This window comes from Paraburkholderia sp. J76, assembly GCF_905220295.1.
Lineage (GTDB): Bacteria > Pseudomonadota > Gammaproteobacteria > Burkholderiales > Burkholderiaceae > Paraburkholderia.
Map to the genome: position 1 here is coordinate 303,098 of NZ_CAJMZJ010000005.1, position 19,281 is coordinate 322,378.

Annotated in this window: 15 protein-coding genes and 1 pseudogene; 8 read left to right on the forward strand and 8 right to left on the reverse strand. The window is 65.9% G+C overall.

Annotated features, from left to right (window positions below; genetic code table 11):
- The first annotated feature begins 18 nt into the window (after nucleotides 1-18).
- Nucleotides 19-1,269: a kynureninase gene (gene kynU, locus U5768_RS12600; RefSeq protein ID WP_322030727.1), complete on the forward strand. Its 1,251-nt coding sequence runs from the start codon at nucleotides 19-21 to the stop codon at nucleotides 1,267-1,269.
- 11 nt (nucleotides 1,270-1,280) lie between these two features.
- Entirely contained in the window at nucleotides 1,281-2,225 is a 945-nt protein-coding gene (kynA, locus tag U5768_RS12605; protein ID WP_322030728.1) for a tryptophan 2,3-dioxygenase, read from the forward strand.
- A gap of 82 nt (nucleotides 2,226-2,307) precedes the next feature.
- Here the strand turns inward: kynA and purM are convergent, their stop codons facing one another.
- Nucleotides 2,308-3,381 (reverse strand): phosphoribosylformylglycinamidine cyclo-ligase, encoded by a 1,074-nt coding sequence (purM, locus tag U5768_RS12610; RefSeq protein ID WP_322030729.1) that lies wholly within the window; start codon nucleotides 3,379-3,381, stop codon nucleotides 2,308-2,310.
- A 295-nt stretch (nucleotides 3,382-3,676) separates the two neighbouring features.
- Here purM and hda point away from each other — a divergent pair.
- The 6 genes and pseudogenes from hda to panB all read left to right on the forward strand — a co-directional run.
- Nucleotides 3,677-4,378 (forward strand): annotated as a pseudogene (gene hda / locus U5768_RS12615) (DnaA regulatory inactivator Hda); the annotation flags it as partial.
- Nucleotides 4,379-5,013: 635 nt separating this feature from the next.
- Nucleotides 5,014-5,700: an HAD family hydrolase gene (locus U5768_RS12620; RefSeq protein ID WP_322030730.1), complete on the forward strand. Its 687-nt coding sequence runs from the start codon at nucleotides 5,014-5,016 to the stop codon at nucleotides 5,698-5,700.
- Nucleotides 5,697-7,328, forward strand: a complete 1,632-nt coding sequence (pcnB, locus tag U5768_RS12625; protein ID WP_322030731.1) for a polynucleotide adenylyltransferase PcnB — start codon at nucleotides 5,697-5,699, stop codon at nucleotides 7,326-7,328. Before U5768_RS12620 ends, pcnB begins: the two co-directional genes overlap by 4 nt.
- 72 nt (nucleotides 7,329-7,400) lie before the next feature.
- Complete coding sequence (folK, locus tag U5768_RS12630) at nucleotides 7,401-7,940, forward strand: 2-amino-4-hydroxy-6-hydroxymethyldihydropteridine diphosphokinase (RefSeq protein ID WP_322030732.1); 540 nt, start codon at nucleotides 7,401-7,403, stop codon at nucleotides 7,938-7,940.
- Nucleotides 7,937-8,629 (forward strand): deoxynucleoside kinase, encoded by a 693-nt coding sequence (locus U5768_RS12635; RefSeq protein ID WP_322030733.1) that lies wholly within the window; start codon nucleotides 7,937-7,939, stop codon nucleotides 8,627-8,629. Before folK ends, U5768_RS12635 begins: the two co-directional genes overlap by 4 nt.
- Nucleotides 8,630-8,695: 66 nt before the next feature.
- Nucleotides 8,696-9,511, forward strand: a complete 816-nt coding sequence (gene panB, locus U5768_RS12640; protein WP_322030734.1) for a 3-methyl-2-oxobutanoate hydroxymethyltransferase — start codon at nucleotides 8,696-8,698, stop codon at nucleotides 9,509-9,511.
- Nucleotides 9,512-9,611: 100 nt separating this feature from the next.
- Here panB and pabB read toward each other — a convergent pair whose 3' ends face one another.
- From pabB to hrcA, 7 genes are all read right to left on the reverse strand, one after another.
- A complete protein-coding gene (pabB, locus tag U5768_RS12645) occupies nucleotides 9,612-11,507 on the reverse strand; it encodes an aminodeoxychorismate synthase component I (RefSeq protein ID WP_322030735.1) in 1,896 nt (631 codons plus the stop codon).
- A 53-nt stretch (nucleotides 11,508-11,560) separates the two neighbouring features.
- Nucleotides 11,561-12,694, reverse strand: coding sequence for a molecular chaperone DnaJ (gene dnaJ, locus U5768_RS12650; protein ID WP_322030736.1), 1,134 nt, complete (start codon nucleotides 12,692-12,694; stop codon nucleotides 11,561-11,563).
- A 282-nt stretch (nucleotides 12,695-12,976) separates the two neighbouring features.
- Entirely contained in the window at nucleotides 12,977-14,935 is a 1,959-nt protein-coding gene (gene dnaK / locus U5768_RS12655) for a molecular chaperone DnaK (protein WP_322030737.1), read from the reverse strand.
- A 239-nt stretch (nucleotides 14,936-15,174) separates the two neighbouring features.
- Nucleotides 15,175-15,771, reverse strand: a complete 597-nt coding sequence (gene grpE / locus U5768_RS12660; RefSeq protein WP_322030738.1) for a nucleotide exchange factor GrpE — start codon at nucleotides 15,769-15,771, stop codon at nucleotides 15,175-15,177.
- Nucleotides 15,772-16,315: 544 nt separating this feature from the next.
- Entirely contained in the window at nucleotides 16,316-16,723 is a 408-nt protein-coding gene (locus U5768_RS12665) for an RNA-binding S4 domain-containing protein (protein ID WP_322030739.1), read from the reverse strand.
- Between the two features lie 36 nt (nucleotides 16,724-16,759).
- A complete protein-coding gene (hemH, locus tag U5768_RS12670) occupies nucleotides 16,760-17,827 on the reverse strand; it encodes a ferrochelatase (RefSeq protein WP_322030740.1) in 1,068 nt (355 codons plus the stop codon).
- Nucleotides 17,828-18,028: 201 nt separating this feature from the next.
- Nucleotides 18,029-19,048: a heat-inducible transcriptional repressor HrcA gene (hrcA, locus tag U5768_RS12675; RefSeq protein ID WP_028202023.1), complete on the reverse strand. Its 1,020-nt coding sequence runs from the start codon at nucleotides 19,046-19,048 to the stop codon at nucleotides 18,029-18,031.
- Between the last annotated feature and the right edge of the window lie 233 nt (nucleotides 19,049-19,281).

Below are 19,281 nucleotides of genomic sequence, written 5' to 3' on the forward strand. Positions count from 1 at the left end.
AAACAACGAAACGCAGACATGAACGACCGCAACGAAGCCCTGGCAGCCGATCGCGCCGATCCGCTCGCCGCCCTGCGCGAGCAATTCACGCTCGCGGCCGGCACCATTTATCTCGACGGCAACTCGCTCGGCGTGCCGCCCTCGGCTTCGGCCGCGCGCGCACAGGCCGTGATCGGCGGCGAATGGGGCGAAGGCCTCATCCGTAGCTGGAACACCGCGGGCTGGTTCGCCATGCCCAAGCGCCTCGGCAACAAACTCGCGAAGCTGATCGGCGCGGCCGACGACGAAGTGGTCGTCACCGACACCATCTCGATCAACCTCTTCAAGGCGCTTTCCGCCGCGCTGCGCGTGCAGAACGCGCGCGACCCGAAGCGGCGCGTGATCGTCTCGGAGCGCTCGAACTTCCCGAGCGACCTGTACATCGCGCAAGGGCTCATCGAGCAACTGGACCGCGGCTACGAGCTGCGCCTCGTCGACGACCCGTCCGAGCTGCGCGCCGCGATCCGCGAAGACGTCGCGGTGGCGATGATCACGCACGTGAATTACCGCACGGGCGAGATGCACGACATGCGCGCGCTCACCGGGCATATTCACGCGCAGGGCGCGCTCGCGCTGTGGGACCTCGCGCATTCGGCGGGCGCCGTGCCAGTGGACCTGAACGGCGCGAACGCCGATTACGCCGTGGGCTGCACGTATAAATATCTGAACGGCGGCCCCGGTTCGCCGGGCTTCGTGTGGGTGCCCAAGCGCCACCAGAGCGCGTTCTCGCAGCCGCTTTCGGGCTGGTGGGGCCACAAGAAGCCGTTCGAGATGAGCCCCGAGTACCGCCCCGACGACGGCATCGCCCGCTACCTCTGCGGCACGCAGCCGATCGTTTCGATGGCGCTCGTCGAATGCGGTCTCGACGTGTTCCTGCAAACCGACATGCAGGCCATTCGCCGCAAGTCGCTCGCGCTCACGGATCTCTTCATCGAACTGGTGGAAACGCGCTGCAAGGAATACGGCCTCACGCTCGTCACGCCGCGCGGCCATGCCGGGCGCGGCTCGCACGTGAGCTTCGAGCATCCGCACGGCTATGAGGTGATGCAGGCGCTGATCGCGCGCGGCGTGATCGGCGACTATCGCGAGCCGCGCGTGCTGCGCTTCGGCTTCACGCCGCTGTATGTGCGTTACGTCGACGTGTGGGACGCCGTGGAGACGCTGCGCGACGTGCTCGCGACCGAGTCCTGGCGCAAGCCCGAATTTGCCGAACGCGGCGCGGTGACCTGAGGAACATTTCGATGAACGATCACATGCAGGTTCCCGGCATGCCCGACGCGGGCGAAACCGGCAAGACCGAACGGACGGCGCAAGGCGGCTGTCCTTTCGGACACGGCGCGGCGACTGCGGAACAAGCGACGCAAGGCGAAGGCTGGCACGACGCGCAGCTCGACTTCTCGAAGTCGATGAGCTACGGCGACTACCTCGCGCTCGATTCGGTTCTCAACGCGCAGCATCCTTTGTCGCCCGATCACAACGAGATGCTGTTCATCGTGCAGCATCAAACGAGCGAACTGTGGATGAAGCTCGCGCTTTATGAGCTGCGCGCGGCCCTGGCGAATGTCCATCGCGACGCGCTGCCGCCCGCGTTCAAGCAGTTGGCGCGCGTGTCGCGGATCATGGAGCAGTTGGTGCAGGCGTGGAATGTATTGTCCACGCTCACGCCTTCCGAGTACACGGCCATGCGGCCGTACCTCGGCGCATCGTCGGGCTTCCAGTCGTATCAGTACCGGCAAATCGAATTCCTGCTCGGCAACAAGAACGCGCAGATGCTCAAGCCGCACGAGCATCGGGACGAGATTTTCGGGCAGGTGAAAGCGACGCTCGAAGCGCCCTCGTTCTACGACGAAGTGATACGCCTGCTCGCGCGGCGCGGCTTTGCGATCGCGCCCGAGCGTCTGAACCGGGACTGGTCGCTGCCGACCGAACACGACGCCACCGTCGAGGCGGCATGGCTCGCGGTGTATCGCAATCCTTCGGAGTACTGGGATTTGTACGAGATGGCCGAAGAGCTTGTCGACCTCGAAGACGCGTTCCGTCAATGGCGCTTTCGTCACGTGACGACGGTCGAGCGCATCATCGGCTTCAAGCAGGGCACGGGCGGCACGAGCGGCGCGCCGTATCTGCGCAAGATGCTCGACGTCGTGCTTTTCCCCGAGCTTTGGCACGTGCGCACGGTGCTGTAACGCGTATCGCGCCGGCAAAAAAAATGCCCGCCAACGATGGCGGGCATTTTTATGAGCGTCAGCGCGTGAAGGCGCGTAAAGCTTAGATCACCACGGTCTGCGCTTCGCCTTCCTTGCTTTCGCGCACGAAACCGATCTTCCACACCAGTTCGCCGCCGGCTGCGAGCAGCGCGGCGGCCGCATCGGCCTGATCCGCCGACACGACCACGGCCATGCCAATGCCGCAGTTGAACACGCGGTGCATTTCCGCATCGGCCACGCCGCCGTGCTTTTGCAGCCACGAGAAGAGCGGCGGCAGCGGCCATGCAGCGTGGTTCAGTTCGGCCGTGAGGCCTTCGCGCAGCACGCGCGGAATGTTCTCGACCAGACCGCCGCCCGTGATGTGCGCCATGCCCTTCACCGTGATGGTTTCCATCAGCTTGAGCAGCGGCTTCACATAGATGCGCGTGGGCGCCATCAGCGCGTCCGCGAGCGAGCGGCCGTCGAAGTCGGCGGCGAGGTCCGGCTGCGCGCGCTCGATGATCTTGCGCACGAGCGAGAAGCCGTTCGAGTGGATACCGCTCGAAGCGAGACCGAGCACCACGTCGCCCGGGGCGATCGTGCTGCCGTCGATGATCTTGCTCTTTTCGACCGCGCCCACCGCGAAACCGGCCAGGTCGTATTCGCCGTCGGGGTACATGCCCGGCATTTCGGCCGTTTCGCCGCCGATCAGCGCGCAGCCCGACAGTTCGCAGCCTTGCGCGATGCCCTTCACGACCGTGGCCGCCGTATCGACGTCCAGCTTGCCGCAGGCGAAGTAGTCGAGGAAGAACAGCGGCTCGGCGCCCTGCACGAGGATGTCGTTCACGCTCATCGCGACGAGATCCTGGCCGACCGTGTCGTGTTTGTTCAGATGAAACGCGAGGCGCAGCTTGGTGCCCACGCCGTCGGTGCCCGAAACCAGCACCGGCTCCTTGTACTTCTTCGGCACTTCGAAGAGCGCGCCGAATCCGCCGATACCGCCCATCACGCCTTCGCGCAGGGTCTTCTTCGCAAAGGGCTTGATGCGGTCGACGAGCGCGTCGCCCGCGACCATGTCGACGCCCGCGTCGGCGTAGGAGAGGCCTTGGCCCTGCGACGGGTCCTGATTAGCGGGGCCGGATTTCGGTTGATTCATGGGGAAGCGCCAGAAGGTCGGTAAAATGCGATTTTAACCGATTGACGGCGCCCCGCCGCCGCGCCTGGAGCGAGATTTGGCACGCGCCTCGCCCCGCGCCCCACAACCGGAAACCGAGTTTTGCCGCAGAACACACCGTACATCGCACCGCATATTGCACCGCAGCCGCGCCGGGCCGCCATCCGCACCGGAATCGCGCACGCCTTCGGCAACGGGCTGCGGCGCGCGCGGCCCCGTGATCTGCGCGATTCTCACGAGAGCACGCTTTACTAGAACCGACTCCGCCCAGACCACCGTGCAGCGACAGTTAACGCTCGATCTCGGCACCCCGCCGCCATCGACCTTCGACAACTTCCATATCGGCGCCAACGCCGAGCTGGTCGCGCGCCTGCGCGGGCTGGACGCGGCGCTCACGGCGGGCCCGGTCGCCGATCGCACGTTCTATGTCTGGGGCGAGCCGGGCAACGGGCGCAGCCATCTGCTGCACGCGCTCGCCGACGAAGCGCCGCCGGGCCACGTGCGCTATCTCGGTCCGCAAAGCGCGCTGGCCGCATTCACGTTCGATCCGCGCGTGACGATCTACGCCGTGGACGACTGCGATTCGCTCTCGGGCGCCCAGCAGATCGCGCTCTTCAACCTGTTCAACGAGGTGCGCTCGTACCCCGCCTGCGCGCTCGTCGCGACAGGCAATGCGCCGCCGATGGGTCTCGCGGTGCGCGAGGATCTGCGCACGCGCCTCGGCTGGGGCCTCGTGTTCCACCTCGCGCCGCTCTCCGACGAAGGGAAGGCCGCCATCCTCAAGCTCGCGGCGCGCGAGCGCGGCATTGCGCTCGCCGACGACGTGCCCGCCTACCTGCTCACGCATTTCCGGCGCGACATGCCGAGCCTCATGGGTTTGCTCGACGCGCTCGACCGCTTCTCGCTCGAACAGAAGCGCGCGGTGACGCTGCCCCTCTTGCGCGCGATGCTCGCGAAGGGCGTGGGGGACCTGGTGAGCGCGGCGAGCACGCTGGCGACGGAAGACGCGTTTTCCGGCGAAGAACCGGCGCAGGCGGACAACGCGAACGAAGCCCACGAAGACGAGAGCGCATGCGCCGCGGCGCAGGCTCGGCCAGCCGAAGATAACGAGCCGCCCGCCGCTCCGGCGCTCTTCCCCGACGAGCCAGAGGCGCCCGGCTCCGAACCCGACGACGCCGCGCCCTACGAGGCGCCGAAAGCGCCGGCCTTGCAGGCGCGCGCACTGGCGCCCGCGCCCTTCGTCAAGCCGACCGACAATGTCGAAGGCGAATTGGGGGCCAAATATCGTCATGTGGTCCACAAGGAACTGGGCACGGAACTCAAGGGCGAAGTCGAAGCCGACGTGAGCAACGAAATGAGCGGCGAGCTGCGCGGCGATCTCGATCCGCCGGACGCAAGCACCCCAAATGCTTCAAACGCCCCAAATGCCGCAGGCGCCGGCGAGGCATCCGCAGAGGTCCCGGCCACGCCCGACCCCTCCCCCGCGCCGAACACCGAACCAACGCCGGCGAACGGCACGCCTTGCGAACCCGAATCCTCCGCGGACCCCGCCGCGCCGACACCGCCCGCCGACGGCGGCAACGGCGTTCCCCGCTTCAAGTAAAATGAGCGCCCATGGCTAACCTTGCACTTTTTGACCTCGATCACACCCTGATCCCCACCGACAGCGACCACGAATGGGGCCGCTTCATGGTGAAGCTGGGCATTGTCGACGGCGAGCGCTTCGCGCAGCAGAACGACCGCTTCTACGCCGACTACAAGGCCGGCAAGCTCGACATCCAGGCGTACCTCGTCGCCATGCTCACGCCGCTCGCGAAGTATTCGCGCGCGCAGCTCAAGGAATGGCACGACCAGTACATGCACGAGGTGATCAAGCCGACCATCCTGCCGAGCGCGGTCGAACTCGTGAAAAAGCACAAGGAAGCGGGAGACCTCTGCTGCGTGGTCACGGCCACCAACGAATTCATCACGGCGCCGATCGCCGATGTGTTCGGCGTGGACAAGCTGATCGCGTGCGAAGTCGAAACCGTGGACGGCCATCCGGCATCGGCCTTCACCGGCCGCCCCACGGGCACGCCGAGCTACCGCGAAGGCAAGATCGTGCGCGTCGAGCAATGGCTCGCCTCGCTCGGCAAACGCTGGTCGGACTTCGAGCACAGCTACTTCTATAGCGACTCGCACAACGACATCCCGCTGCTCGAAAAAGTCACCGACCCGATCGCCACCAACCCCGACGACACCCTGCGCGCTCACGCGCAACAAAAGGGCTGGCGCATCCTCGATTTGTTCCAAGCCCAGTGATCAAGAAATTTATCCGCAAGCTGTTCGGCCAGGACGACGCCGAAGCCGCGCAAGACACCGAAGTCCCCGCCGATTCGCGCACGGCCTCGCATGAAGGCGCGGCCGCCGTCGCCGGCACTCCCCGCGCGCGCCGCAAGCCGGCCAGCGCGAAGAAAGCATCGAAGCCGCGCGCAGGCATTGGCGCGCAGCACGATCCGGCCACGCCCATCATCCTTTCGGCCGACGTCCACGGCATCAATCCCGCGCTCATCTCGCGCAACGCCGTGCGCGTGACCGAAGGCCTGCAGCAGGCGGGCTTCCGGGCGTTCATCGTGGGCGGCGCGGTGCGCGACCTGCTGCTGGGCATCGCGCCGAAGGACTTCGACGTGGCTACCGACGCCACGCCCGACCAGGTGCAGAAGCTGTTCCGCCGCGCGCGCATCATCGGCCGGCGCTTCCAGATCGTGCACGTGCAGTTCGGCCAGGAAATCATCGAAACGTCGACGTTCCGCGCGCTGGTCGATCCGCCGCCCGCCGACGCCGCGCCTGCCGCCGCGCCGCAAAAGCGCATGCGCCGCGACGAACTCGACCGCAAGACGCATCACGTCGACGCGAGCGGCCGCGTGCTGCGCGACAACGTGTGGGGCGAGCAGCACGAAGACGCCACGCGCCGCGACTTCACGATCAACGCGATGTACTACGATCCGGCCACGCAAACCGTGCTGGACTATCACAACGGCATGGCCGACATGCGCGCGCGTCTGCTGCGCATGATCGGCGACCCGGCCACGCGTTATCGCGAAGACCCGGTGCGCATGATGCGCGTGGTGCGTTTCGCGGCCAAGCTCGGCTTCGAGATCGAAGAGCACACGCGCGAGCCGATCGTGAAGCTCGCGGACCTCATCAACAACGTGCCGGCGGCGCGTCTCTTCGACGAGATGCTCAAGCTGCTGCTCTCGGGCCACGCGCTCGAATGCCTCAAGTGGCTGCGCAAGGAAGGGCTGCATCACGGTCTGCTGCCGCTGCTCGACGTGGTGCTCGAACAGCCGCAAGGCGAGCGGTTCATCACGCTCGCGCTCTCGAACACCGACGCGCGCGTGCGCGCGGGCAAGTCGGTGTCGCCGGGCTTCCTGTTCGCGACGCTGCTGTGGCACGACGTACAGCAGCGCTGGCAGCAATACACGGCCGAAGGCGAATTGCCCGTGCCGGCGCTCCATCGCGCGATGGACGACGTGATCGACGCGCAAACGGAGAAACTCGCGATCCATCGACGCTTTTCGTCGGACATGCGCGAGATCTGGGGTCTGCAGTTGCGCCTCGAAAAACGCGGGCGCGGCGCGCTCAAGCTGCTGGAACACCAAAGATTTAGAGCGGGGTATGATTTCCTCCTGCTGCGCTGCGAATCGGGCGAGCTGGATGCCGAAGTCGGCCAATGGTGGACCGACTTCATCGACGGCGATCTCACGGCGCGCGAAGCGCTGCTCACGCAAGGCGGAACGAAGGAGCGCGCGCCGCGCAAACGCCGCCGCCGCGGCGGTGCGAAGAGCCGCAGAACGGGCGAAGGCGCGGCGTCGGAAGCCGCGGGCGGCGACGTGCACGAAGCGAGCAGCGCCGACTACGACGGCCACGCCGGTCCGCACGAGGACTGACGCCGCGCGGCGTCGCGGCGAGCCGCGGCGCGCATGTGTCGAACAGCAACAAAAGTCGCAGGAAGTGAAGCCATGACGGTTGCCTGGCTGGGAATCGGCGCGAATCTGGGGGATGCGCGCCAGACCCTCAAAGACGCGGTGGTGTGCCTCGCACAACAGCACACCCTCACCGTCGTCGCGAAATCGAGTCTGTACCGCACCGCGCCCATCGACGCGGGCGGCGACGACTATTACAACTGCGTCGTGAAGATCGAGACGAGTCTCGACGTTCACGCGCTGCTCGCGCTGTGCCAGCGCGTGGAGCATCACTTCGGCCGGGAGCGCCCCTTTCGCAACGCGCCCCGCACGCTCGACATCGATATTCTGCTTTTCGGCAGCGCCATCATCGACGAAACCGACCTCGTCGTGCCGCATCCGCGCATGACGGGCCGCGCGTTCGCGCTCGTGCCGCTCGTCGAGATCGACCCTCAACTCGTGATTCCGGGCCAGGGGCCCGCCAGCGCGTTGCTGCCCGCCGTGGCCGACCAGCGCATCGAGAAGGTCAAGCCGCTGTGCCAGTGCATGGGCACGGCGCCCGCCCCCGACACGCCGCCCTCCGGCAACTGCCGATGAGCACCACGCCTCTTCCCGTCGTCAGCGCGCGCCCCACGCGGCCCGCCGCGCTCCAGTACGTCGTCATCGAAGGGCCGATCGGCGCGGGCAAGACCACGCTCGCCACGCGCCTCGCCGAGCGCTGGTCGATGCAGACGCTCTTCGAATCGAACGCCGAGAATCCGTTTCTGGAACGCGTGTATCGCGACACCGCGCCCTCGTCGCATGCGCTCGCCGCGCAGTTGCATATCGCGTTGCAGCGCGAGCAGCTTTCGCGCGAAGTGGCCGCGCGCCGGGAAACGGGCGCGCCGCTCGTGACGAACTTCCTCGCCGAACGCAACGACCTGTTCGCACGCCTGACACTGGCGGACGACGAGTTGCCGCTCTACCGCACGCTCGCCTCGCGCCTGACTTCGTCGGCGCCCGCGCCCGACCTCGTGGTCTATCTGCAGGCGAGTCCCGAAGCGCTCTATGCGCGCATCCAGAAGCGGGCTGTGCCGCGCGAGCTGTCCATTTCGAGCGCGTTCCTGCGTGCGCTCTGCGACAGTTACAACGATTTTTTCTATCATTACGATCATGCGCCGGTGCTCACCGTCGGCGCGGAGCATCTGGATCTGCTCGATTCCGATGCGGATCTCGCGCTCGTCGCCGAACGTATCGAGACGATGCGCGGCCGCAAGGAATCCTTCGTCAAGGGCACGTCGCTGTAGTCGCCCACAGGCACGGCACCTCGGCGCGGCCTCTCCCCGTTTTCCCTTTCCCCAACGGATTTCCCTATGAGTTACCTGCAGGAAGCGACCCGCAGCGCGGTCACCGTGCCCAAACTTCAGGCCATGCGCGACGCGGGCGAGCGCATCGCCATGCTGACGTGCTACGACGCGAGCTTCTCGGCGCTGTGCGACCGCGCGGGCGTCGATACGGTGCTGATCGGCGACTCGCTCGGCAACGTGCTCCAGGGCCACACGACGACGCTGCCCGTCACCATCGACGACATCGCGTATCACACGGCATGCGTAGCGCGCGCGCACACCAGGGCGCTGATCGTCGCCGATTTGCCGTTCGGCACCTTCGGCACGCCCGAAGACGCGTTCGCGAACTCGGTGAAGCTCATGCGCGCCGGCGCGCAGATGGTGAAGATCGAGGGCGGCGAATGGCTCGCGCCCACGGTGAAGATGCTGGTGGAGCGTGCGGTGCCCGTGTGCGCGCACATCGGTCTCACGCCGCAGTCGGTGCATGCGTTCGGCGGCTTCAAGGTGCAGGGCAAGAGCGACGCGGCCGCCACGCAGATGATTCGCGACGCGCTGGCGCTGCAGGACGCGGGCGCGCAACTCGTGGTGATCGAAGCCGTGCCCGCGGCGCTCGGCGCGGAAGTCACGAAGCAGTTGCGCATTCCGACGATCGGCATCGGCGCGGGCGTGGACTGTTCTGGCCAGGTGCTCGTGCTGCACGACATGCTCGGCATTTTTCCGGGCAAGCGGCCGCGCTTCGTGAAGGATTTCATGACGGGCCAGCCCGATATCGAATCGGCGGTGCGTGCGTATGTGCAGGCCGTGAAGGAAGGCACGTTTCCGGGAGCCGAGCACGTGTTCTGAACCCTTCATGCTTTTGCTTCGCGGCATGAAAAAAGCGCGCTCCGGTTTCGGGCGCGCTTTGTTTTTGGCGGGTACGCCTGGGCGAGGCGCTACGGCCGCCTCATCGAATCAGGCGCGCGGGCACCGCACCGCGCAGCGCGTTCGTCAGCATCAAGGCTTCGGCGCCCAGCACGTCGTCGCGCGTAAGCACGCGTTCCTGCGCGCCGAGCGCCTCGTCATCGAGCAGCACGGCGCGCATCACGCCAGGCAGCACGCCTGAGGAGAGCGGCGGCGTGAACCACTTGCCATCGAGCTTCACGAACACGTTCGAGCGGCCGCCTTCGGTCAGTTCGCCGCGCTCGTTGAAGAACAGCATGTCGAAGCCACCCAGCGCTTCGGCCTCGCGCCACGCGCGGTCGAATTCGGCGCGGCGCGTGGTCTTGCGCAGTAACAGCGCGTCGGCGGATCCGGTCGGCGCGAAGCCGTGATCCGGCGCGAGCAGCACGCCCACCGTGCCGTGCGCGAGCGCGGCGAGCGGAGCGCTCGCGAGCGTAGCTGCGCCGCTCTTGCCGAGCGCAAGACGCACACGGTGCGGCGCATGATCGTCCGCAAACGCGGCGCAGGTTTCGTCGATGCGCTTGCGCAAGGCTTCGACGTCGCACGGGAAACCGAGCCACGCCGCGCTCGCCGCCAGCCGCGCGAGATGGCGCTCCACGTGGCGCACGCCGTGCGCGCGCGTCGCGTACATCGTTTCGAAGCATTCGATGCCCGGGTCGGCATCGGTCAGAAAACGGGCTTTCAAGCGGCACTCCTCGTATTCGTCGGCGGCCACGCTGTCGAGCACGATGCCCGCGCCCACGCCCATTTCGCCGCGCCGAGCCGCGCCCGCGCCGCCGGAGGGCGCTTCGAGTATCAACGTGCGGATCACGACCGAGAGGCAAAAGTCACCGCAAGTCTCGCCTGCCGCAGGCGCTTCGAGCCAGCCTGTCGTGCCCGTGTACAGCCCGCGCGGCGCGTGTTCGAGCGCTTCGATCAACTCCATCGTGCGATGCTTGGGCGCGCCCGTGATCGAGCCGCAGGGAAAGAGCGCGCGCATGGCGTCGGCGAACGTTGTGCCTTCGCGCAGCGACGCTTCCACGGTGGACGTCATCTGCCAGACGGATGCGTAGGGCTCCACGCTGAAGAGCGCCGGCACGCGCACCGAACCGGTTTGCGCGACGCGCGAGAGATCGTTGCGCAGCAAGTCCACGATCATCACGTTTTCGGCGCGGTTCTTCGGATCGTTCGCGAGAAAACGCGCGGCGGCGGCGTCTTGCTGCGCGTCGGCGCAACGGGCGGCCGTGCCCTTCATGGGTTTCGCACGCAACGTTTTGCCGTGCTTCTCGACGAAAAGCTCCGGCGAGCACGAGAGCACCCAGCGCTCGTCCGGCAACGCGATAAGCGCGCCGTAACGCACGCGCTGACGCTCGCGCAAACGCCGGTAGAGCGCGAGCGGCGAGCCGTACGCCTCGAAGCCGAGCCGGTACGTGTAGTTGATCTGATACGAGTCGCCCGCGCGCAACGCGTCCTGCACGGCGGCGATGTCCTGCTCGAAGCGCTCGCGATTCACGCCGATCGTCACGCCCGCCACGCCGGCAGGCGCAGGCGCTTCACTGCCCTCCTGGGCGGCGAGCCACGCATCGGCCTCTTCGCGGGAGAGCTTTTCGCAGCGTTCGAATAATAAAAAACGCAGCGCGGCGTGGCCGTGCTGCGTTTCAGTGGACGAGGTCGTGTCGCGCCTGGCGAATTCGAGCGTGCGCCCGAACTCGTAATCGCCGATCACGAGCGCGTGCAAACCCGCGCTCAGCCCGGCGTTCACTTGCGCGCTCAGTGAGTCGAGATCCGCCGCGCGCTCGCATGCAAGCTCGCGCACGAACCCCGTATAAAGGCGGCTCGAACGGCTGAGCGCCGTTGCGTCGCCGTCGTCGAGCAGCGCGAAAATCGCGGCGCCCGCCGCGCCGCCAGGATTGACTGCCATTGCGCTAACTACCTGCTATCTACCTGCTGCCGTGCGTCGAGCCGAAAAACGCATCAATCGAAAAAGCTCTTCACGCGGTCGAACCAGCTTTTGCTTTGCGGGCTGTGGCGCGAACCGCCTTCCACCAGCGACTTTTCGAATTGCTGAAGCAGTTCGCGCTGATTCTCGGTGAGCTTGACCGGCGTTTCCACCTGCACGTGCACATAGAGATCGCCGGCGATGCTCGAACGCAAGCCCTTGATGCCCTTGCCGCGCAGACGGAACGTCTTGCCCGACTGCGTGCCTTCGGGCACCGTGAAGCTCGCGCGGCCGGCGAGCGTCGGCACTTCGATCTCGCCGCCCAGCGCCGCCGTGGTGAACGGAATCGGCATCTGGCAGTGCAGGTCGTCGCCGTCGCGCTCGAACACCGCGTGTTGCTTGATGTGAATCTCGACGTACAGATCGCCCGACGGCCCGCCGTTGATGCCCGGCTCGCCGTTGCCGGCCGAGCGAATGCGCATGCCGTCGTCGATGCCTGCGGGAATCTTGACTTCGAGCGTCTTGGTTTCCTTCACCTTGCCCGCGCCGTGGCAGTTCGTGCACGGCTCGGGAATGTAGGAACCCGTGCCATGACACTTCGGGCAGGTCTGCTGAATGCTGAAGAAGCCCTGCGACATGCGCACCTGGCCGGAGCCGTGGCAGGTCGGGCAGGTTTCGGGCTTGGTGCCGGGCTTCGCGCCCGAGCCGTGACAGACTTCGCAGCCGCTCCAGCCCGGCACGCGAATTTGCGTCTCGTAGCCGTGCGCCGCCTGCTCCAGCGTGATTTCCATGCTGTAGCGCAGGTCGGCGCCGCGATACACCTGCGGACCGCTGCGCTGGCCGCCGCGGCCGCCTGCGGCCTGGCCGAAAATATCGCCGAAGATGTCGCCGAAGGCGTCCGCAAAACCGCCGAAGCCCTGCGCGCCCGCGCCGCCCATGTTGGGGTCGACGCCGGCGTGGCCGTACTGGTCGTATGCCGCGCGCTTTTGCGAGTCCGACAGCATTTCATAGGCCTCCTTGGCCTCCTTGAAATGCTCTTCCGCATCCTTGTTGTCCGGATTGCGGTCGGGGTGGTACTTCATCGCGAGCTTGCGATACGCCTTCTTGATTTCGTCGTCGCTCGCGTTCTTCGCGACGCCCAGAACCTCGTAGTAATCCCGTTTCGCCATATCGGTTCAACGCCGGCCTCGCGCTTCGCGGCGCGCGCCGGCTCCTCTTGAATGCTGGATCCCGTGACCCGTTTGCCGTTCCTTCGAACATCCGCACGAGCGCTTTTCACGCCGCGGCGGCCCCTGAAAGAGAACGGCCTCCATAAAACAAATGTGCCCGGAGAGCCAGAAGGCTCGCCAGGCGCTGCAATGCCGACACGCATCGTAACCGATACGGCCGCTTTCGTCGGGCCTTGACCGTTCGCCGATCAGGCAGAACGGTCATGGCCGCCACGAACCGACTCAGTCCTTCTTGACTTCCTTGAACTCGGCGTCGACCACGTCGTCGGCGTTGTTCTGCGCGCCTTGCTCGGCGGCGCCGGCACCTGCTGCGCCCGCACCCGCTGCGCCGGCCGCGCCCGCCTGCTGCGCCTGCATGTCGGCGTACATCTTTTCGCCGAGCTTCTGCGAAGCCGTGGACAGCGCCTCGACCTTCGCCTCGATCGTCGCCTTGTCGGCCGACGTGCTCTTCAGCGTTTCTTCGAGGTCCTTCAGTGCGGCTTCGATCTTTTCCTTCTCGCCGGCGTCGATCTTGTCGCCGTACTCGGCCACGGCCTTCTTCGTGCTGTGAACCAGCGCGTCGCCCTGGTTGCGGGCGTCGGCGATCTCACGCAGACGGTGATCTTCTTCCGCGTTCGCTTCCGCGTCCTTCACCATCTTCTCGATTTCGGCTTCCGACAGGCCCGAGTTCGCCTTGATGGTGATCTTGTTTTCCTTGCCGGTGGCCTTGTCCTTCGCGCCCACGTGCAGAATGCCGTTCGCGTCGATGTCGAAGGTCACTTCGATCTGCGGCACGCCGCGCGGTGCGGGCGGAATGCCTTCGAGGTTGAACTCGCCCAGCAGCTTGTTGCCCGCCGCCATTTCGCGTTCGCCCTGGAACACCTTGATCGTCACGGCCGACTGGCTGTCGTCCGCCGTCGAGTACACCTGAGCGTGCTTGGTCGGGATCGTGGTGTTCTTGTTGATCATCTTCGTCATCACGCCGCCAAGCGTCTCAATGCCGAGCGAGAGCGGGGTGACGTCGAGCAGCAGCACGTCCTTGCGGTCGCCCGACAGAACCTGGCCCTGGATCGCGGCGCCAACGGCCACGGCTTCGTCCGGGTTCACGTCACGGCGCGGGTCCTTGCCGAAGAACTCCTTCACCTTTTCCTGCACCTTCGGCATACGCGTCTGGCCGCCGACGAGAATCACGTCGTCGATGTCGCTGACCTTCACGCCCGCGTCCTTGATCGCCACGCGGCACGGCTCGATGGTGCGCTCGATCAGGTCTTCGACCAGCGCTTCCAGCTTGGCGCGCGTGATCTTCAGATTCAAGTGCTTCGGACCCGAGGCGTCGGCCGTGATGTACGGCAGATTGATTTCGGTCTGCTGACCCGACGACAGCTCGATCTTGGCCTTTTCAGCGGCTTCCTTCAGGCGTTGCAGCGCGAGCACGTCCTTCGAGAGGTCGACGCCCTGCTCTTTCTTGAACTCGCCGATGATGTAGTCGATGATGCGCTGGTCGAAGTCTTCGCCGCCGAGGAACGTGTCGCCGTTGGTCGAGAGCACTTCGAACTGCATTTCGCCGTCAACGTCCGCGATTTCGATGATCGAGATGTCGAACGTGCCGCCGCCCAGGTCGAACACGGCGATCTTGCGGTCGCCCTTTTCGGCCTTGTCCAGACCGAACGCGAGCGCGGCCGCGGTCGGCTCGTTGATGATGCGCTTGACTTCCAGACCGGCGATGCGGCCGGCGTCCTTGGTGGCCTGACGCTGGCTGTCGTTGAAGTACGCGGGAACCGTGATCACGGCTTCGGTGACCGGCTCGCCGAGGTAGTCTTCAGCGGTCTTCTTCATCTTGCGCAGCACTTCGGCCGAAACCTGCGAGGGCGCGAGCTTCGAGCCATGCGCCTCGACCCATGCGTCGCCGTTGTCGTGCTTGACGATCTTGTAGGGCATCAGGCCGATGTCCTTCTGCACTTCCTTCTCTTCGAAGCGGCGGCCGATCAGGCGCTTGACTGCGTACAGCGTGTTCTTCGGGTTCGTGACCGACTGGCGCTTGGCGGGCGCGCCCACCAGCACTTCGTTGTCGTCCATGTAGGCGATGATCGAAGGCGTCGTGCGGGCGCCTTCCGAGTTCTCGATCACCTTGACCTGATTGCCTTCCATCAGCGCCACGCACGAGTTGGTGGTGCCGAGGTCGATACCGATGATTTTGCCCATTTTTGTCAAATCTCCAGATTTTGATCGCTGTGCGGACGCCGCTTTCGCGCTGCGCAGGTAACTGCATGCTCGAGCCGCGTTTTCCCTTGTGCGCGGCTGGCGTCCACTTCAATACGGAACTGCTGCCCAAATAAGTGCCGTTACGGCGATTTCAAGGGGTTCGGGCTATGCGTTCCATCATTTTTTTCAATCGCGGGGCGCTTTTCGTTTCGTCGGGCTCCGCGCTTCTTACGTCTTGCTTACTTCGGCGCTGAAACGGTCACGAGCGCCGGACGCAGCACGCGGTCGGCGATCACATAGCCCTTTTGCAGCACGCTCACCACCGTATTCGCTTCCTGCTCCGACGGCACCATCGAGATAGCCTGGTGGCGGTGCGGGTCGAACTTCTCGCCGACGGGGTTGATGGCGAGGACCTTGCCCTTTTCGAGCGCGCCGGTCAGTTGCCTGAGCGTGAGTTCGACGCCCTCGTTGACCTTGGCGAGGTCGTCCGAGTTATGGGCGAGCGCGGCTTCGAGGCTGTCCATCACCGGCAGCAGATGCTCGGCGAAGTTTTCGATCGCGAACTTGTGCGCCTTGGCGACGTCTTCCTGCGCGCGGCGGCGGACATTCTCCGTCTCGGCCTTGGCGCGCACGAACGCGTCCTGCAATTCGGCGACCTTCAATTGCGCTTCGGCCAGCGCAGCTTCGGCTTCGGACTGCGCGGCAGCGTTCTGGTCCACGCCGCCTTGGGCTGCCTGCGCGGCCGCGTCCGCCGTTTGCGGCTGGGCGGCGGCTTGCGACGCCTCGTCCGCGGGCGTGGGGTTCTGGCTCGTCGGGTTCTCTTGCGTGTTTTCCATGTCGCTGAACGTCGTTGAAGAGTGAAAAAGAAACAAAGCCCCGGGCGCCATTTCGCCGCCCTCGCACCATGCCGACAACTGTTGCGCCGGCACGACAGAGGCTTTGTACATTGCGACAGCAGTTGGGTGCCGGATCGCCTGTTTCAAGGGGTTCGTGCGGCTTTTTTATACAAGGATCAAAGCCGCGAAACCGCCCGTTACAACCATTACTGCAGCGCCGCAAAAATGAAATTGAGTAGGGGACATCCCTGACCTACACTCAGGAACAGGTGCTGCTCGCGGCGTGTTTACCCTGAGCCGGCACCGCACCGAACGGGCTGCGGTCAGCACGTTTTTTAGCGGCATTGCCGCACACAAAACGCTGGCCGAGCCGCGAACTGGCCGTTTTGCCGCGATCCCAAGGGGAGTACCGTGAAACTGACCTTTGCCATATCGGTGGTCGCTCTGGTACTCATCGCCGGAACCACGACCATCTGCATGTCGGGCGCCGTGAACGAAAACACGACGGAATACGGGGGCGTGCACGCGACGATGGAAGCGCTCTTCAATCCTCACGCGAAAATTTGTCGATAGTGCGTCGGTCGCGCTTGGTTGGCCTGCCCTGCAACACGGCAGCCGGTTCGCGAAAGAGCCGCCGCCGGTCCTGCTCCGCCGTGCGTTTCTCGCGCCCGGCTTCGGTTTCCGCATAAAGCGTCTGCGCGATGCTGGCGGGGCCGCGCACCTCGCAAATGCCCAGCACCCGCACCTCCCACACCACGTGATCGATCTCGATTTCGACGAGGTCGCCCACGCGCACGTCTTTCGAGGCTTTGACGGCGTCGCCGCCAATGCGCACGCGCCCTTTGCCCACGGCGTCCGACGCGAGCGAGCGCGTCTTGAAGAAGCGCGCCGCCCATAGCCATTTGTCGATGCGTAGCCGCGCGCCAGGTTCAGTCGAAATCTTGTAGTTCATCAGAAGCTTTCCGGATGCGCCGCCCGGTTTCCCGGGTTACGCCACTGCGCCGGCCGGCGCCGCGGCCTGAACGGGCCAGCCCTGCAGGTGCTGCGCAACGATCTCGCCCAGCGCCGCGATCCACGCGGGCGAGGCATTGAGGCACGGAATGCGGTGAAACTCCTTGCCGCCGCCGTGCAGGAACTCGTCGCGCACTTCCATGCCGATTTCCTCGATGGTTTCCAGGCAATCCGCCGTGAAGCCCGGGCAGAACACGTCTGCGCGGCGCACGCCGCCCGCGCCCAGTTCCCGCAGGGTGGGCGCCGTATACGGCTGGAGCCACTGCGCCCGCCCAAAGCGCGACTGGAAAGTCACCCGGCATTCGACCGGCGTCAGTTCCAGCGCATGCATGAGGAGCGTGGCCGTTTGCTGGCACTGGTCGTGGTACGGGTCGCCCAGATCGAGCGTACGGCTCGGCACGCCATGAAAGCTCAGCACGAGGCGCTCGCCCGACGCGAAATCGGGCCGGCCGTGCGCGTGCCAGTACTGATGCACCTGGGCCGCGAGCGCCGCGATATACGCCGGATGGTCGTGATAACCGCGCACCGTGCGGATTTCTGGCTGGTTGCGCATGCGGCGCAACGCAGCGAAGGCCGCGTCGAACGCCGTGGCCGTGGTCGACGCCGAGTACTGCGGATACATCGGCATGAGCAGGATGCGCTCCGCGCCCGCCAGCTTGAGCTGGTTCAGCATCGCGGGGATGTCGGGCGTGCCGTAGCGCATCGCGTAATCGACGAGAACCGTGTAGTCGTTGATCTGGAGGAGATGGCGCAGGCCGTCGGTCTGTTTTTGCGTGTGCACGCGCAGCGGCGAACCCTCCGGTGTCCAGACCGCCGCGTACTTTTTCGCCGACGAGCGGCCGCGAAACGGCAGGATCAGCGCGCGCAGGATAACTTGCCAGACCGGCGCCGGAATCTCGACCACGCGCGGATCGGAGAGAAACTGCGCCAGATAGCGGCGCACGGCGCGCGGCGTGGGCGCGTCCGGCGTGCCGAGGTTGATGAGCAGCACGGCGACGCGATGCGCCGCGGCGGACTGCGAAGGCCGCTCCAGGTCGAAACGCATAGGCGATCAGTGGCGCCGCGCGAATGCGCAGCAACGGTTGCACGAAACAAACATTATAGCGGGCGGTCCTGGCGAGCCAAGCCGGCCCGCGCCCACGCGGCTCGCCCGGCGTTAGCCATTCGGCCAATGGCGCGCGGCACGGCTTTCGGAGATGATCTTCGGGAAGGGAAAGGCCGGTTTGCCCGAGGCCCGGCGCGGCGCTCAGTTCTGGCTGAGCGTGAGCGAGAGCAGGCGCGCGGTGATGTCGACAATCGGAATTACGCGGTTGTACGCCATGCGCGTCGGCCCGATCACGCCGAGCGTGCCGACGATCTTGCCGTTCACCTCGTAGGGAGCCGTCACCACGCTCATTTCCTCGATCGGCACGAGTTGCGACTCGCCGCCAATGAAGATCTGCACCCCCTGCGCGTGGCTCGAGACGTCGAGCAGTTGCAGGAGGCTGGTTTTCTGGTCGAACACGTCGAAGAGCTTGCGCAGGCGCGCCATGTCCGAGGAAAGATCGGCCACTTCGAGCAGGTTGCGCTCGCCGGAAATGAGCAGGGTGTCGCCGCTTTCGGGCTCTTCGGTGCTCGCGGTCACGGCCGCATGCATGAGCGTGGTCATGTCGCCGCGCAGCGCGTCGATTTCCTCGCGCAGGCGGCGGCGCACTTCGTCGAAGGAGAGGCCCGCGAAGTGCGCGTTGATGTAATTGGAGGCTTCGATGAGTTCGGAAGGCGTGAAGTCGCGCTGCGTCGCCATGATGCGGTTCTGCACGTCGCCTTCGGGCGTCACGATGATGAGCAGGATGCGCTTGTCGGACAGGCGCATGAACTCGATCTGCTTGAACACGTGGCTGCGCCGGGGCGTCAGCACCACGCCGGCGAACTGCGACAGGTTCGAAAGCACGCTGGCGGCCGCCGCCACCACTTTCTGCGGCTCGCCGGGGCGCAGCGTGGTCTTCACTGCGCGCGTGAGCGCGTCGTCGTCCGAACTGGGCTCGACGGTGAGCATGGTGTCGACGAAGAGGCGATAGCCGCGCGGCGTGGGCACGCGCCCGGCCGAGGTATGAGGGCTCGACACGAGACCCAGCTCCTCGAGGTCGGACATGACGTTGCGGATCGTCGCCGGGCTCAGCTCCAGGCCGGAATAGCGCGACAGCGTGCGCGAGCCGACCGGCTGACCTTCGGCGATGTAGCGCTCGATCAGCGTCTTGAGGAGGGTTTGTGCGCGGGGATCTAGCATGACTGAAAATTTTAGCCTAATGGCGGGTTGGCCGCGAGTGCGCCGCCCCAGCGGGCCTCGCGGGCGAGCCCGCGGATCGGCACGCGGCGGGCTCGTGCTTCGCGCGATACCGCGCGCTTTGTCATCGCCGTGTCACCGGCGTCGGGCCGGAAGGCACGGCGCGCAAGGCCCGGCGGCCCTGTCCCGGCCTGCGCCAGGTTCTTTTCGCGACGTGACTATGGTGTAATGCCGGC

What these genes read in the sequence shown, in the direction of transcription:
- kynU (WP_322030727.1), top strand. Translation starts at nt 19, where the DNA reads ATGAACGACCGCAACGAAGCCCTGGCAGCCGATCGCGCCGATCCGCTC.
- kynA (WP_322030728.1), top strand. Translation starts at nt 1,281, where the DNA reads ATGAACGATCACATGCAGGTTCCCGGCATGCCCGACGCGGGCGAAACC.
- purM (WP_322030729.1), bottom strand. Translation starts at nt 3,381, where the DNA reads ATGAATCAACCGAAATCCGGCCCCGCTAATCAGGACCCGTCGCAGGGC.
- U5768_RS12620 (WP_322030730.1), top strand. Translation starts at nt 5,014, where the DNA reads ATGGCTAACCTTGCACTTTTTGACCTCGATCACACCCTGATCCCCACC.
- folK (WP_322030732.1), top strand. Translation starts at nt 7,401, where the DNA reads ATGACGGTTGCCTGGCTGGGAATCGGCGCGAATCTGGGGGATGCGCGC.
- U5768_RS12635 (WP_322030733.1), top strand. Translation starts at nt 7,937, where the DNA reads ATGAGCACCACGCCTCTTCCCGTCGTCAGCGCGCGCCCCACGCGGCCC.
- panB (WP_322030734.1), top strand. Translation starts at nt 8,696, where the DNA reads ATGAGTTACCTGCAGGAAGCGACCCGCAGCGCGGTCACCGTGCCCAAA.
- pabB (WP_322030735.1), bottom strand. Translation starts at nt 11,507, where the DNA reads ATGGCAGTCAATCCTGGCGGCGCGGCGGGCGCCGCGATTTTCGCGCTG.
- dnaJ (WP_322030736.1), bottom strand. Translation starts at nt 12,694, where the DNA reads ATGGCGAAACGGGATTACTACGAGGTTCTGGGCGTCGCGAAGAACGCG.
- dnaK (WP_322030737.1), bottom strand. Translation starts at nt 14,935, where the DNA reads ATGGGCAAAATCATCGGTATCGACCTCGGCACCACCAACTCGTGCGTG.
- grpE (WP_322030738.1), bottom strand. Translation starts at nt 15,771, where the DNA reads ATGGAAAACACGCAAGAGAACCCGACGAGCCAGAACCCCACGCCCGCG.
- U5768_RS12665 (WP_322030739.1), bottom strand. Translation starts at nt 16,723, where the DNA reads ATGAACTACAAGATTTCGACTGAACCTGGCGCGCGGCTACGCATCGAC.
- hemH (WP_322030740.1), bottom strand. Translation starts at nt 17,827, where the DNA reads ATGCGTTTCGACCTGGAGCGGCCTTCGCAGTCCGCCGCGGCGCATCGC.
- hrcA (WP_028202023.1), bottom strand. Translation starts at nt 19,048, where the DNA reads ATGCTAGATCCCCGCGCACAAACCCTCCTCAAGACGCTGATCGAGCGC.